Genomic DNA, 14393 nt, shown 5'->3' on the forward strand with positions numbered 1-14393 from the left:
AATGCAGATCATATTACCACGAGTGGAAATCCATCGATTTTACAGCTCGTTCGAAAATACGGCGCATACACACGAGGATCAATTCCAGATTACGATTCCAATAAAGGGGACCTGTCATTTCCAGCACGAACATAAATATTTGTCCCTCCCTCCAGGGGAAGGGATCGTGCTTATGCCCCGGGACCAGCATTCGCTGCATATCGGCGATGGTGCGAGTCTGGTCATCATCCGAGTCAGGCAGGAAAGCATGTATCCTCAAGGACTTCTAAGCCAGCGAGAACCGCAATACCGGCAGCAGTTTGACGTGAAGCGGATTTCACGGTATTTCGGGCAATGGACCTCAGGCATGATGAACCGCGATCTGGACGACCCGTTGGAAGAGGAAGAGTTGGAGACCCGCATGATATCCGATCTACAGGAGCTGATCTGGAGTGGGGGATTACCTGTCAGTCCTGCGATGCAGATCTCCCATGAAGAACATAACCAGCATCACGCCCGTGTGCTGGAATACATACACGCAAATTACACGGAACAGCTCAACATTAGCACCCTGGCAGGCTTAGCTATGCAAAGTCGGTATCATTTTATTCGTACGTTCAAATCCCTTATGGGCGTAACCCCCTATCAATATGTACTTCAGCTACGGGTAAGGGAAGCGATCCGGCAGCTGCAGCAGTCCGACGCAACGGTTACGGACATTAGCTTCAACCTCGGATTTTCGAGCCCGAGCCAGCTCTATCGAGCCTTTGCCAAAATAACCGGCATGACGCCGGAACAATACCGGAAAACCCGGCTATGATGCATGGAGGTGAGTTTATGATCATTCGGGAAATACGTAACTGCCCGCTGGAGATTGTCCATGACATTATTAAAGGTAAATGGAAGACCATGATCATATATCAGCTGAAAAATGGGAACGCATCCTTAGCTCAGCTAGAGCGTGAAATTGACCAGATCACCCAAAAAATGCTGTTGCAGCATTTAAGGGAGCTTCAATCTTGCGGGATCGTGGATAAAATCAAAACGGAAGGTTACCCGCTGCACGTAGAGTACTACCTAACGAAGCGCGGAAGAAGATTGTTAGATGCGGTCCTGATCATGCAAGAGATCGGAATTGAATACATGGTTGAGCTGGGGCAAACCGAGCTTCTCGATCGAAAAGGCATCCCATACCCACAAAAAAGTGGGTAATTCACGTGGCACGATTTCCGATATTATAATACCTTTACTACGAGTAAAGGAGACATGATCAATGAATACAGCACTAGTAATAGTCGACATTCAGAACGATTATTTCAAGGGAGGGAGAAATGAACTGTTCAATTCCGATCAAGCAGCTGCCCGTGCCCAGGAAGCATTGACGCTGTTTCGGGAGAAGAATTTACCCATTGTCCATATTCAGTGCATTCTGCTGGATGAAAACGCAACATTCTTTCTTCCCGGCACGGAAGGGATCAACATTCATGCGGCGGTAACTCCCCGATCAGACGAAAAAGTCATTGTAAAACATACCCCTGACAGCTTCTATCAAACGGAGCTGCAGCAGCATCTTGAATCCATTCAGGCCGAGCGGTTAGTCGTGTGCGGCATGATGAGCCACATCTGTATTGATTCTACCGTGAGAAGCGCAAGTCGCTTGGGCTATGAAGTCATGTTGCTTGGCGATGCATGTGCGACCAGAGATTTAGAATGGGAAGGAACCGTGATTCCAGCCCAAACCGTGCACCATACATTTTTGGCATCATTGCAGGATACCTTTGCACAAGTAAAGAACACAAGCAGCCTAAATGAGTTGATTTGAATCTTCGGTGTCTCCCAAGATGAATTTGGAAGAGCCCATGAAAAATTAAAATGAAATATAAACACCACTGATGCTAAATCAGTGGTGTTTAATCTTTTCTGGAATTTCTAGCGAATCTTGTCGAGAAATTGTTCAATGAATCCTGTATAATTGTGACGGACGATGATTCGAAGGACTGAAAATTTGAGCAGCGCTCTTTAATTTGGGCGAGCAGTGCATATTTGCAACGGCGTCATCGAATAGGGATGGATTGAAACTTAAGGGATTACGTAAAAAGGGAGTGGTCACAGCTCAATGAACCACAGCTATAACTTGTACATAGTCGGACTATCGATTATCATAGCCATTCTAGCATCATTCTCAGCCCTGACCATAACCTCTAAAATTTCGGAAGCTCAGGGAAAAACGAAGTTCTTTTGGCTCTTCTCGGGCGCGCTTGTCATGGGCAGCGGGATTTGGTCCATGCATTTTGTCGGCATGCTCGCTTTTCATATGCATATGAATGTGCGGTACGATGTCAAGCTGACGGCCATCTCCATGCTGGCCAGCGTGGTTTCATCCTTCATCGCGTTCTATATTACGATGCCGACGGACATCGACTGGCGGAAAATTGCTGTCGGAGGTTTCTTCATGGGCAGCGGTATTGTGGCAATGCACTATATCGGGATGGAAGCCATGATCATGCCGGCTGATCTCAGTTATGATCCCGTATTCTGGATATTGTCCGCGGTCATTGCGCTTGCCGCATCTTATGCTGCGCTGCTGTTATTTCTGCGGTTCCGCAGGCGTTATCAATCCAACCTCCTGAAGTGGATATCGGCGGTGGTCATGGGTTTTGCCGTTTGCGGCATGCACTATACCGGCATGAAGGCTGCCCGGTTTGAACCTCATGCCGGTGCGGCAGCTGACCACCAGCAAACGCTGGATTTTTTTTTACTGTACGGAGTCACGGGGACGATATTCATCATATTGCTTGTTTCGTGGGGGGCCATGTTTTTCGACAGGCATGTGCTGGAGAAGCTGGCGTTTCAGGATAGTATTACAGGGCTTCCCAACCGCAACGAGATGAACCGCTTTTTCGAAAACAGCGCAGGCGAAAAAAACATCGGGATATTGTTTATTGATCTGGATCAGTTCAAGGCCATTAACGACACGCTTGGGCATCATGTAGGCGATGGCTTGGTTCAGCAGGTAGGGGGGCGTTTGAGGAGATTTATCAAGCCTGGAAAGCAGCAGGTATTCCGAATCGGCGGGGACGAGTTTCTTGTGATGGTGAAGGAGTGCGACCGGCGATACGCGGAAAAGCTGGCAGATCAGATTTTGCAGCTGATCAAGCAAGTATATTTTATTGACGGCAATGAATTGTACGTCACCGGGAGTATTGGAATCAGCATCGGGGCCATTCACAGCTCGGACCGATCAACCCTATTAAAGAACGCGGATACGGCGATGTATAAAGCGAAAGGACTCGGCAAGAATCAGCGGTGCTTCTATACGGAAGAGATGGGGGTCCGGGAAGTTCGCAGGATGGAGCTGGAGAAGGATCTGCATCGGGCACTGGAGCTTGAGGAATTCTTCGTCGTCTACCAGCCGAAGTGGAATGTGAAGACCGACCGGCTGGTCGGCTTTGAAGCATTGATCCGCTGGAGGCATCCACGGCTCGGGGTGGTATCTCCAGTGGAATTCATTCCGATTGCGGAAGAGACGGGTCTAATATTCCCCATAACGCGCTGGGCGCTGGAGCAGGCTTGCCGCCAATGTCGAGCTTGGCAGGATCGTGGGATTGATCAGCCCGTGTCCGTCAATTTGTCGGTCAAATTGTTTTATGGCGAGATCTTATACGACCTCGTGGAATCCGCGCTGAACCGAGCCCAGCTTGACGGGCGTCTGCTCGAGCTTGAAATCACGGAATCCATGGTGCTCCATGATGTCAACGACGTTATTCGCCAGCTGGAGCAGGTCCGTTCTCTCGGCGTCAAAGTATCGATGGATGATTTCGGAACCGGATACTCCTCCATCGGGCTGCTGGACCGGATTCCACTGGATGCGTTAAAGCTGGACAGCCTGTTTACGAATGATCTCGATACCCCCAGCAAACGCGCGATCATCAATGCAATCGTGCTAATGGCGGAAAACCTGAAGCTGGAGGTCATTGCCGAGGGCGTCGAGAACAAGGAGCATATCGACTATTTGACCGGGCTGGGCTGTCATGTGATGCAGGGATTTTATTACGGTCAACCGATGGACTCCGAAGAGATAAATGAATGGTTGAATAATCGGAAGTCACGGACGGAAGGCGCTGAGCACTCTGCTCTGACGGCGGCAACATGATCATTCCGGTCAAACCGTAACTCGAGGAAGACCGATAAAGGAAAGGCGATCATCCGTGGGAGGAAATCTCACGGGTGGTCGCTATTTTTTTGCTTCCTTGAGCACAATTATCGCGATAGTGCTTTGACTTCAACATAACACGATGTAAAAAACATCGATTTCTCATTCCCTTAGATGCCTGATATGCTAGACTACTCATATACCACTATTTAGGAGTCCGAGATGAATGAAGACATTCACGATTTTGTATATTGAAGACGATCAGGAGATCGGTGCCTGGTCCAGGGATTTTTTAAGCGGGCAGGGTTATGAGGTAATATGGAAGACATCCGGTTATGACGTAGAAGAAGCATTGGACCGCTGTGATTTGGTGATCGCCGACATTATGCTCCCGGGCTTGGATGGCTTTACGGTCGGTCAACGGATCAAACGGCACAGGCCCGAGCTGCCCATGATGATGCTGACGGCGAGAACGGCCATTGAGGATAAGCTGACTGGCTTGTCTTTTGCCGATGACTACATGACGAAGCCTTATCATCCGGATGAGCTGCTAGCCCGCATTCAAGTGCTTCTTCGACGGTCGGGCGCTTCGGAACCGGAACGGCTTCAGCTCCGTCATTTGACGATTGACCGGAACCGTAACCGGATATGGCATACGGAATCGAAGGAAGAGATTGTGCTTACAGGCAAGCAATTTCATATTTTTATGTACTTTCTCGACCATTTGAATCACATCTTAACGCAGAAGCAGATCTATGAAGCGGTATGGGGCGAACCGCATATGGCGGGGGATAAAACGTTGACGGTCCACATTCGGCATTTGCGGGAGAAAATCGAACGGGATCCGGCGGCTCCCCAAATTATCGAGACTATCCGCGGCGTCGGATACCGGGTGCGGGCATGAAACTTCGCGGCTCGTTAATGACCAAATACCTGATCCTGATTATGGCCGCGATGATGCTTTGGCCGGTCATTCCCGCAATGTTTTATTTTCCGGGCTATCTGCTTAGCGATCATCCGATCTACCGTCCGGAAGAAATATCCCGGAAGTGGCATGAAGAAGCCGTTAAGCTGAACGGGGTGGACGGGGTGACGATTCATGACCGATTGGCCGAGTTGAATGGCGAGTTTCCGGATGCCGAAATATTCTGGGTTGACCCGTCAGGCAGAACGCATGCGGTCCAAGATCTTTCGGAGAATATACCCGAGCAGTGGGATTATGAGGATGTGCTCTCTTTCCAGTTGAAGAGCCATGAACCGGGATCGTTTACTTTAGCCTCTCTCATCGGAGACGATCCCAAGCAAGGATTTATGGTCATGCGGCTCCCTGAATCCCATATCCTGTCGGCTGAAATGTCGCTCGCGGGAAATCTGCCGCTGATTCTTTTATTTTTCATGATTTGTCTGTGCTTCGTTGGGTTGTCCTGGTTCTTCTTCGTTAAGCTTCGCCAAAGACTGATCAAGCTGCAGTCTGCGATGAGCGTAAGCGGAAAAAATGATATTCCGAATGAAGTCACGATTAGCAAAAACGACGAAATCGGAGAGCTTGAGGGCGCTTTTAACCGCATGGTGCGGGAGCTTAGGGAAAGCCAACAGCGGGAACGGGAAGAGGAAGATCTGCGCAAGCAATTCATTTCGAATGTGTCCCATGATCTTCGTACCCCGCTGACAGTCATTCGCCAGCATATCCATACGGTTCGCAATAATCCGGAATCGACTCAAGGCCAGACGTCCCTTACCATCATGGAAACCAAGCTGAATGAAGTCGATAAGCTGATGGATAATCTATTATCCTATTCGCTGCTGTCGGCAGGAAAATATCCCATGCACCTGCAACCCGTCGATATCGCGGAAGAAGTCCGGAATCGGGTGGCCGAATGGTATCCGATATTCGAAGCCAGGGATTTTGAGGTTCAGGTCGAGCTTCCTGAAGAGCCGGTGATCTGGAATGCGGATCCAATGTGGCTCCGTCGGATTCTCGACAACGTGTTTCAGAACGTGGTTCGTCACGCCGGAGCGGGCCGATACATCGCAATTCAAATAACTGAAGATCAGAAGCAAACCCTTATGATTAGAGACAAAGGCCCCGGAATCGGCAATGAGTCTCCGGAGAAAGGCGCAGGTATCGGTTTATCCATCGTTTCGTTGATGGCCAAGGAGATGGGGATGCAGTGGGAAATGAAATCCGGCCTCACGGGATGTACGTTTTGCATTTGGAAAGATTCGCAGCAGCTAGCGGATTAAGGTACGCCAAGGCATGGCTTCATGATTCCGCCGAGTTATGCAGGCTCATATTTGGGACGAAAGCTGTTTTCATCGGAAGCAGATGATATGAAAACAGCTTTTTTGTGTATCTCTATGCTGGGAGAACCATTTACCCACGGTGCGAAAATTAACCTGATCTTAACCTTGGGGTCGCTTTATTTTTCGATCCGGAAGATAGAATGGGATCAAACAGCGTGAGTTAAGGAGGCAGGTGTACAGCATGATGGAGGATCACACGACAGCTTTGAAAGAACAGCGGGAATGGCAATGGTCGACAATAAGGCGCGGATACGGCTATGGAGCTGCCATCTCGGTGATACCGTATTTTGTGTTGAAAATCGCTTGGACGTTAGGGCTGTTCCTTCCGACTGATCAAATGGGCGACGCCGGTTGGCGCGCAATCAACGCAGCTACCGCCGTAATCGCGGCAATCGGAATCCTGCTCGCATTAGCGTTCAGTATGCCATGGGGGACACGACTGCCTGCGTGGCTGGTTGCCATCCCCGTGTGGATAGGCACAGGTCTGCTTGTTCCATTGCTTCTCTTGGCCCCGGTGCTGGGTCCGGCTGCCATGCTCCGGGATCAGATGGCCGGTGCCGCCGACGTATGGGCGTTCGAACAATTATTCGTTATGATATCGCTGGTTGGCGTCGGCATTTGTCTTCCACTCGCCCTGGCAGGATATGCGAGGACGCGCTGGCCGGAGGCATTCGGCAATTCGATGGACTACAGCCGGTTGCCCGGGAACACCTTAAGACTGCAGCAAACCTTGGGCAGGCTGGTTGGCGTCGGTTGTATTCTGCTCGGCATGATCAAGGTATTCTGGGTGGCGGGAGGGACTCTCGGCTTGGACCCGGCAAGATTGGGGGAGCGGGATATGTGGTGGCATCTGCTGACATTAAGCACGGGCGTATGGTCCTTTGCCGGAGCATGGGGGCTGTTGATCCTTACTTCCAGCAGCGGCTCACGGAGGTTTGTTCCCTGGATGGCAGCCGTATGGTTAGCTTCGGGCATGTTATTCTCGTATAATCTCTTCTCAGCGATCCGCACGGATTCCCAGCTCTCACCCGAGCACCCGGTGCTTCGGATGCTGACCACGCAGGCCGGGATCGTCTTGGGCATCGTGATGGGGATGACGCTTGTATTGGTGCTGCATGATCGGCGGCGAGCGATGAGCGAACAGCATGCATGTCTACCAAGTGAAGAGGATGTCATGTAATGAGTGTATGAGATTTACTCCTATTTTCACAAGAGGTTAGGCATATGCCCGCCCTATGCCATCTCCTGGAAAAGGGGTCTTTGCGAAACTATTCATGTCGCTAATCATTCAAAACGTTCCTAGCCTATTAGGAAAGGGAAGCCGGTGGTCACGCCAAGGACCTCGGCTTTTTTTATGTTTAACGTCTTTTGACTCTTTTGCACACTTTGCACTTTCTTTAAAACGGTTGATCGATAACCGCTCCTTCTGCCTTCAAAAATGTCTCATTGCCGGAAAAGAAAGCGCTCCTGCATAATAAGGCCACACCGCTCGCGAGGCGATGAACGACAAATGGAGGTGGATGATGATGAAGCAAGCTACGGCTCAAAGGGACTTTCCGCAAACGTCCAAGCAGGCGGATCACCGCACGAGCTTCGCGGCAAGGCTTCGCAGGGACAAATGGCTATACCTGTTGCTGCTCCCAGGCTTGCTTTATTTTTTGGTTTTTAAATACGTGCCGATGTGGGGGGTACTGCTGGCATTTCAAAACTACCAGCCGTTTACCGGCTTTCTGAAAAGCGAATGGGTGGGCTTCGAGCATTTTCGCCTGTTTTTTAATAACCCCGAGTTTTTTATGCTGCTGCGCAATACGCTGCTGCTATCGTTTTATAATCTCATTTTCTTTTTTCCCGCTCCGATTATATTGGCGCTCTTGTTAAATGAGGTAAGGCTTTCGTTCTTTAAGCGCACGATTCAAACGATGATTTACGTCCCACATTTTATCTCGATGGTAATCGTGGCGAGCTTGACGTACGTGTTCCTGACCACGGAAGGAGGCACCGTCAACGAGCTGCTGTTCCAATATACGGGGAACAAAATCCAGTTTCTGTCCGACCCGTCATGGTTCCGTCCCATCATTATTTTGCAGACGATCTGGAAGGAATGCGGCTGGGGAACGATCATTTTCCTGGCGGCGCTGTCGGCCGTCGACGTGGAGCAATACGAGGCCGCGACGATCGACGGGGCGAACCGCTGGAGGCAGCTTTGGCACATAACCCTTCCGGCCATTCGCAGCACGATTGTTATCCTGCTTATTTTGCGCATGGGCAGCGTGCTGGACAACGGCTTTGAACAAATTTATTTGATGTTAAATCCGCTCAACCGCTCGGTGGGCGAGGTGTTCGACACGTACGTCTATGCGATGGGGATTACGCAAGGCGCATTCAGCTACAGCACGGCCGTCGGGCTGTTTAAGTCGGTCGTTGGCGTGACGCTCGTCCTCGGCACGAACTGGCTGGCGAAAAAATTCGGCCAATCCGGGCTTTATTAAGCAGAAAGGGGAATTGATCCATGGCCAAGCAATACAGAACCGCAGCAGGCATCACATTCGACACTGCCAATTATATCGTGCTCACGTTGTTCGGGCTGGCTGCCGTGCTCCCTTTCGTTTACGTGATCGCGGGCTCCTTTGCCTCGGATGCGGAGCTTACGTCCAGAGCGGTATTTTTCATACCCAAAACATTTACGTTAAATGCTTACGAGTTTATTTTTTCCACGGCTACGATCGTGAAAAGCATCGGCGTTTCCGTGTACGTAACCGTCATCGGCACGCTCGTCAACTTGTTTTTCACGGTAACGATGGCCTATTCATTGGCGAAGAGAGGATTGTACGGCCGCAATCTGGTGCTGAACCTCGTCATCTTCTCCATGCTGTTCGGCGGGGGCATGATACCAACCTATCTCGTCGTCAAAGAGCTGCAGCTGCTCGATTCACTTTGGGCGCTCATGCTGCCGGGGGCGATCAGCGCCTTTAACCTGATCATCGTCAAAAACTTTTTTCAGGAAATTCCGAAGGAGATCGAGGAGGCCGGCCGCATCGACGGCTGCTCCGAGCTCGGCCTCTTGTGGCGGATTGTGCTGCCGCTGTCGATGCCTGTTCTCGCTACCTTTACTTTGTTTTACGCCGTCGGACATTGGAATGATTTCTTCTCGGCATTGCTGTATATCAACGATCCGGAGAAATGGCCGCTGCAGGTCATGCTGCGCCAGATTGTTCTGCTGTCGCAAGCGGCTGCAGGGGATTTGAACTCGATGGACCCTAACTTTGTGAAGCCGCCGGATCAATCGATCAAAATGGCCGTGATCGTTGTCGGTACGATACCGATTCTGTGCGTGTACCCGTTCCTGCAAAAGCACTTCGCCAAAGGCGTCCTGCTTGGCTCCGTGAAAGGGTAGAGCTTGCATTTCAATTGTGTGAATCCGCCTGGCTCTATCTGTAATATACCGGGAAGCAGACGCTTTCTTAGAGTCGCGCGGTTTACGATAGGATTCTAATGATAAAGGGAGGCTATTTAATGAAGAACAAGTCAATGAAAGCGAAGCGTGCATCCACGTTCCTTATTCTAGGCACGATGTGTATCGTGTTGCTGGCAAGCTGCTCGTCAGGCAAAAGCAGCGGGGGAACGGATTCTCCCAATAACTCGACGGCGGCTCCCCCTGCAAGCGCTTCCCCAGACTCGCAGGAAGCATTCAAGCTGAACATCATGCTTCCGATTTTTAAAACCAACTATCCCAAGGATGACAGCCCCGTAGCAGCTGAGCTCGAGAAGCTGACGGGCACGGACATTCATTTCGAATGGGTTCCCAACGCTTCGTATGCCGATAAATTCAACATTACGCTCGCTTCGGGCAACTTACCGAAAATCATTTACGTGCCGGACTCGAAGGGGCCAAGCTTCGTTAGCGCGGTGAAATCGGGGGCGTTCTGGGATTTGACCGACAAGCTCAAAAATTATCCGAACCTTAGCCAGGCCAGCGAGATCATCCTGAACAACTCCTCGATCAATGGCAGAACCTACGGTGTATATCGCGGGCGCGAGCTTGGCCGCAACGGCGTTTATTACCGCAAGGATTGGCTGGAGAACGTGGGCCTTGAGGAGCCGAAAACGATCGATGAATTTTACAATATGCTGAAAGCGTTCAAGGAGAAGGATCCGGACGGAAACGGCAAGGACGACACGTACGGCTTGGTCATGGTCAAATGGACGGCCGGCTGGGGAGCGGGCTTCGACCAGATCAAGCTGTGGTTCGGTGCGCCTAACGTTTGGGGTGAACGGGATGGCCAGCTCGTGCCGGAGTTTGAATTTGACGAATACTTTGAAGCGCTCAAGTTCATGAAAAAGCTGTACGACGAAAAACTCGTCAATCAAGATTTTGCCGTCATGGATTCCGCGAAGTGGATCGATCCGCTCGTGAATGGTCAAGCCGGCGTCATTATCGACGTCGTGGACGGCGCGGCTCGAGTCGACGACAAAATCAAGGCCGCGAACGCAGCGGCAGGCAAAGAGGATGATAGAGAGCATTACATGGACGTGTTCGGCGCGGTAACCGGTCCGGATGGACAGATTCGGACGCTGCCTACCTCCGGATTCGCCGGCCTATTGGCTATTCCGAAGTCGAGTGTGAAGACCGAAGAGGAAGTCGACCGTATCTTGAAATTTCTGGACCAGCTGAACGAGCCTGAATTGCAAACGCTGACCAGCTTCGGGCTGGAAGGCGTGCATTATACTAAGATCGATGATCAAACACTGGAGAGAAGCACCGACGCTGTGCTCCTTGAATCAGAAGTCGAAGGACTTAATCAAATGGTACCTTACATTCCGGAGGGCAAGGGGCTGCAAGTGGCTCAGACGCCGCTACGCTTGAAGCAAACGGAGGTTCAGCTGAAAAACCGGGAAACGATCGTCGCCAACCCGGCCGAACCGTTCATTTCTGAAGTCTACTCGCAAAAAGGGCAGCAGCTCGGCAATATTATTAACGACGCCCGCATTAAATTCATCGTCGGCCAAATCGACGAGCAAGGCTGGCGCGACGCCATCGAATTGTGGAAGAAATCCGGCGGCGACGATTACGTTAAGGAAATCAATGAGCTGTACGCGGCATCCAAATCCTAGGCGTTGCCATTTGCAGTCGGGTCGTTCCAGCGGAAGAAGAGGCCATAGGGCCTCTTTTTTCGCAATAAGAGGTTGACCGCTCAGGTACCTGCAAGATGAGTATGGCCGCTTTATATCCAAGACTCCACGTTGTTGCTGTATTCGGGATTCCTCTGTTTTTTGAACAATTTACTCTGAAAACATGCAGGCTTTATGGGGAGGTCCGCATTATGCTATTGAAAGGAAACGGTTTTATTTCGCAGAAATTGAATACGCTTACATATCTGAAAGATTAAAGGTCCGCCTGACATGGCAAGGCAAAACTAATTTTAGATATGGTTGGTGAGCTGAGGATGAATGGATGGAAGACGTTATTGGCCCGGTTGTCCGGCAGATCCGGCAGCTTTTATAGGAAGAGCTTGGTCATGTTCCTGTTCGTTGCCGGCATTCCCGGCATCATAACGGGAGTGCTCGTATATTCCATGGCAGGGGGGAAGCTGGAAAAGGAGCTGCTGAAGCTCCATAACAACCAGATTGAGCAGCGGTCGCAAAATCTGAATAAACAGCTGTCCAATCTCGAAATGATGCTTGCACATTGGGCGTTCGATACGAGCTTCGATTATTCGCTCAGCGATCGTGACTTCGTGCGCGATTTCGAGAAGACCCGCGATATTACGAATACGCTGCTCGTCATGCAGGGTTCCAATACGATGATCCGTAACGTCAGCCTCTATTTGCGCGGGAATCAGCCGGTATTGTTTTACCCGGAATACTCCGCTTTGCATGACGCAAGTGTCATTTCGCTATACGACCGTCTGCTCGACGAGGGAAAAACGACCTATTGGACACAGCTGGCGCTTGACCCTGATCAGCCGGGAAAACGGGAAATAACCTTTGTGCATCTCGTTCCCGGGGGCAGCCCCAAACCGATCGGCGCCCTGATCGTTCGTCTGGACAACGATCAGGTCGCGGAGGCGCTGCGGACCATTACGCCTTATACCGACGGCGAGAACTTTCTGATGGAGCCGGACGGGCAGCTCTACGTATCCGCCAACGGGAGCACGATCGACTCGACGTTTGTCATGGCGGTCAGGAGCGAGGTCGAATCGAACGGAAGCACGGAAGGCTCGTTCCTGTACGAATGGAACGACAAAACCTACGCGGTTACATACGGTTATTTCGCACGAATCATGGACAGCTGGCTGTACGTTTCAGCCTCACCGATCACCAATATCACGGCGCCGGTCGTCTTTATATCCAAAGTCATCTTGACGGTCAGCCTGAGTGCTCTCATGCTGGCGGTGCTGCTGGCTTGGCTTGCTTCGAACCGAATGTACTCACCTGTCAAGCGCCTGATGATGGACTTGCTGCCGAGCGCCTCTTTGATAGGCGGAAGCCGGGAGGACGAGTTCACGCTGATCGAGCGGCAATGGCAGCATTTAAACCGCGAGAGCCGGGAGCTGAACGCCAAGCTGGTCGAGCAGCTGCCGCACGTGAAGGAGAGTTTTCTGCACCAGCTGCTGCAGGGCTATCTGTACGCCTATACTGAGGAGGACCTCTTGTCACGGATGGAGCGGTATAAATGGCAGGTGTGCGGCAAGCAGTTCGTCGTGCTGTACGTACAGCTTACGGGAATCGCCAGCATGGAAGGGAAATTCAAATTCGGCGACGAAGGATTGGTTACCTTTGCGTCTGTCAACATGATCGAAGAACTGGCGGATTCGTATTTCGAGCAAAGCAGCACGATCAATTTCCACGATCTCGGATCCGGCGTGCTGCTGATCTTGCCGGAAGGGGAGCCTTTTGCGGAAACGATCAAATCATTCAGCGAAGAGCTGGCACGGACGATTAACCGGCTGCTCAACATGGTGGTGACGGTAGCGATCAGCCGGGCTGTCACCCGGGTTAGCGACATTCCGCTCGCCTTCGAGGGCGTGAAGCATGCGGCCAGCTTCCGTAAATTCGATAATGACAATCAGATTCTCGAGATGGAGCAGCTGGATTTTGAAGATTCGTCCGAGCCGCAGTACCCGTTCACGCTGGAACGTGAGTTCCTTCAGGCGCTGCGGACCGGGCAGGAGGCGGACGCCAACGCCTTGCTCGTCGAGTTCCAGAAAGCGTTGTCCGTGAAAGAGGCGAAAGCGATCGACGTCCAGCAGGGAATGCTTCATTTGCTGGGTTCCGTCCAGCATGCAATCCTCATCTCCGGCATTCAGCCGAATCGTTTGTTCAAGGGCGCCAACCTGTATGAGCAGCTTTCCCAGATCAAAGAGCCTGCAGGTGCCCGGGAATGGTTCCAAATGAAGGTGATCGCCCCTTTCATGAAGGAGCTTACAAGCAGGACGGATGGCCAGGTCAAACGGCTGATCGAGCAAGCCATGATCTATATGCAGCACAACTATATGCATGATATATCGCTCGACAATTGCGCCGATCACATCGGCACGAACCCATTTTTCCTGAGCAAATCATTCAAGCAGGTAACCGGAAAGAACTTTATCGATTATTTGACCGAGCTGCGCATGGAAAAGGCGAAGGAGCTGCTCCGGGAATCGGAAATGAAAATTAACACGGTCGCCGAACAAGTCGGATATCGTCACAGCTATTTTAACCGGATATTTAAAAAGCTTGAGGGCATGACCCCTACCCGTTACCGCGAGCTGAGTCGGGCCGAGTAGAATGCAAGCTGCGAACAATTGAGCTTGGGGAAGAAGCCGGCAGTCGTTCATTACACGAACGCTGCCGGCTTTGTTATACAGCTTCGGACGTCGAGAATATCTCGTTGAACCTTAGCGTGCAATAAAGTGCAATGCTTGAGAAATCGTGCAAGCCAGGGCGGAGGAGGTCATCAATAAAGTGTCATTGC

Annotated in this window: 11 protein-coding genes; all 11 read left to right on the plus strand. The window is 51.2% G+C overall.

Going from position 1 to position 14393, the window contains the following annotated elements:
• Position 1: 1 nt before the first annotated feature.
• The 11 genes from BBD41_RS27970 to BBD41_RS28020 all read left to right on the plus strand — a co-directional run bounded on the left by BBD41_RS27970 (position 2) and on the right by BBD41_RS28020 (position 14205).
• Positions 2-799, plus strand: a complete 798-nt coding sequence (locus BBD41_RS27970; protein ID WP_162292795.1) for an AraC family transcriptional regulator — start codon at positions 2-4, stop codon at positions 797-799.
• A 17-nt stretch (positions 800-816) separates the two neighbouring features.
• On the plus strand, positions 817-1191 hold the full coding sequence (locus BBD41_RS27975) for a winged helix-turn-helix transcriptional regulator (RefSeq protein WP_077566599.1): 375 nt from the start codon (positions 817-819) through the stop codon (positions 1189-1191).
• Between the two features lie 61 nt (positions 1192-1252).
• Positions 1253-1801 (plus strand): cysteine hydrolase family protein, encoded by a 549-nt coding sequence (locus BBD41_RS27980; RefSeq protein ID WP_077566598.1) that lies wholly within the window; start codon positions 1253-1255, stop codon positions 1799-1801.
• A 294-nt stretch (positions 1802-2095) separates the two neighbouring features.
• Entirely contained in the window at positions 2096-4132 is a 2037-nt protein-coding gene (locus BBD41_RS27985; RefSeq protein ID WP_099479945.1) for a bifunctional diguanylate cyclase/phosphodiesterase, read from the plus strand.
• Between the two features lie 226 nt (positions 4133-4358).
• On the plus strand, positions 4359-5036 hold the full coding sequence (locus tag BBD41_RS27990; protein WP_099479947.1) for a response regulator transcription factor: 678 nt from the start codon (positions 4359-4361) through the stop codon (positions 5034-5036).
• Positions 5033-6376, plus strand: a complete 1344-nt coding sequence (locus BBD41_RS27995; RefSeq protein WP_237086941.1) for a sensor histidine kinase — start codon at positions 5033-5035, stop codon at positions 6374-6376. The genes BBD41_RS27990 and BBD41_RS27995 overlap by 4 nt, the downstream gene beginning before the upstream one ends.
• Before the next feature lie 241 nt (positions 6377-6617).
• Complete coding sequence (locus BBD41_RS28000) at positions 6618-7616, plus strand: hypothetical protein (protein WP_099479950.1); 999 nt, start codon at positions 6618-6620, stop codon at positions 7614-7616.
• A 346-nt stretch (positions 7617-7962) separates the two neighbouring features.
• The gene (locus BBD41_RS28005; RefSeq protein WP_077568999.1) at positions 7963-8925 is read left to right on the plus strand and encodes an ABC transporter permease; all 963 of its coding nucleotides are present in this window, start codon (positions 7963-7965) and stop codon (positions 8923-8925) included.
• A gap of 20 nt (positions 8926-8945) precedes the next feature.
• Positions 8946-9830: a carbohydrate ABC transporter permease gene (locus tag BBD41_RS28010; RefSeq protein ID WP_077566594.1), complete on the plus strand. Its 885-nt coding sequence runs from the start codon at positions 8946-8948 to the stop codon at positions 9828-9830.
• A 119-nt stretch (positions 9831-9949) separates the two neighbouring features.
• Entirely contained in the window at positions 9950-11548 is a 1599-nt protein-coding gene (locus BBD41_RS28015) for an extracellular solute-binding protein (RefSeq protein ID WP_077566593.1), read from the plus strand.
• 332 nt (positions 11549-11880) lie between these two features.
• Positions 11881-14205 carry a helix-turn-helix domain-containing protein gene (locus BBD41_RS28020; protein ID WP_099479954.1) on the plus strand — a complete coding sequence of 775 codons (2325 nt, stop codon included), beginning with the start codon at positions 11881-11883 and terminating at the stop codon, positions 14203-14205.
• Positions 14206-14393: the final 188 nt, after the last annotated feature.

Source organism: Paenibacillus ihbetae, from assembly GCF_002741055.1.
Classification (GTDB): Bacteria; Bacillota; Bacilli; order Paenibacillales; family Paenibacillaceae; genus Paenibacillus_AQ; species Paenibacillus_AQ ihbetae.

Coding starts and splice junctions, on each gene's coding strand:
- BBD41_RS27975 (WP_077566599.1), top strand. CDS start 817: ATGATCATTCGGGAAATACGTAACTGCCCGCTGGAGATTGTCCATGAC.
- BBD41_RS28015 (WP_077566593.1), top strand. CDS start 9,950: ATGAAGAACAAGTCAATGAAAGCGAAGCGTGCATCCACGTTCCTTATT.
- BBD41_RS28010 (WP_077566594.1), top strand. CDS start 8,946: ATGGCCAAGCAATACAGAACCGCAGCAGGCATCACATTCGACACTGCC.
- BBD41_RS28005 (WP_077568999.1), top strand. CDS start 7,963: ATGAAGCAAGCTACGGCTCAAAGGGACTTTCCGCAAACGTCCAAGCAG.
- BBD41_RS27980 (WP_077566598.1), top strand. CDS start 1,253: ATGAATACAGCACTAGTAATAGTCGACATTCAGAACGATTATTTCAAG.
- BBD41_RS28020 (WP_099479954.1), top strand. CDS start 11,881: ATGAATGGATGGAAGACGTTATTGGCCCGGTTGTCCGGCAGATCCGGC.
- BBD41_RS27985 (WP_099479945.1), top strand. CDS start 2,096: ATGAACCACAGCTATAACTTGTACATAGTCGGACTATCGATTATCATA.
- BBD41_RS27970 (WP_162292795.1), top strand. CDS start 2: ATGCAGATCATATTACCACGAGTGGAAATCCATCGATTTTACAGCTCG.
- BBD41_RS27995 (WP_237086941.1), top strand. CDS start 5,033: ATGAAACTTCGCGGCTCGTTAATGACCAAATACCTGATCCTGATTATG.
- BBD41_RS28000 (WP_099479950.1), top strand. CDS start 6,618: ATGATGGAGGATCACACGACAGCTTTGAAAGAACAGCGGGAATGGCAA.
- BBD41_RS27990 (WP_099479947.1), top strand. CDS start 4,359: ATGAAGACATTCACGATTTTGTATATTGAAGACGATCAGGAGATCGGT.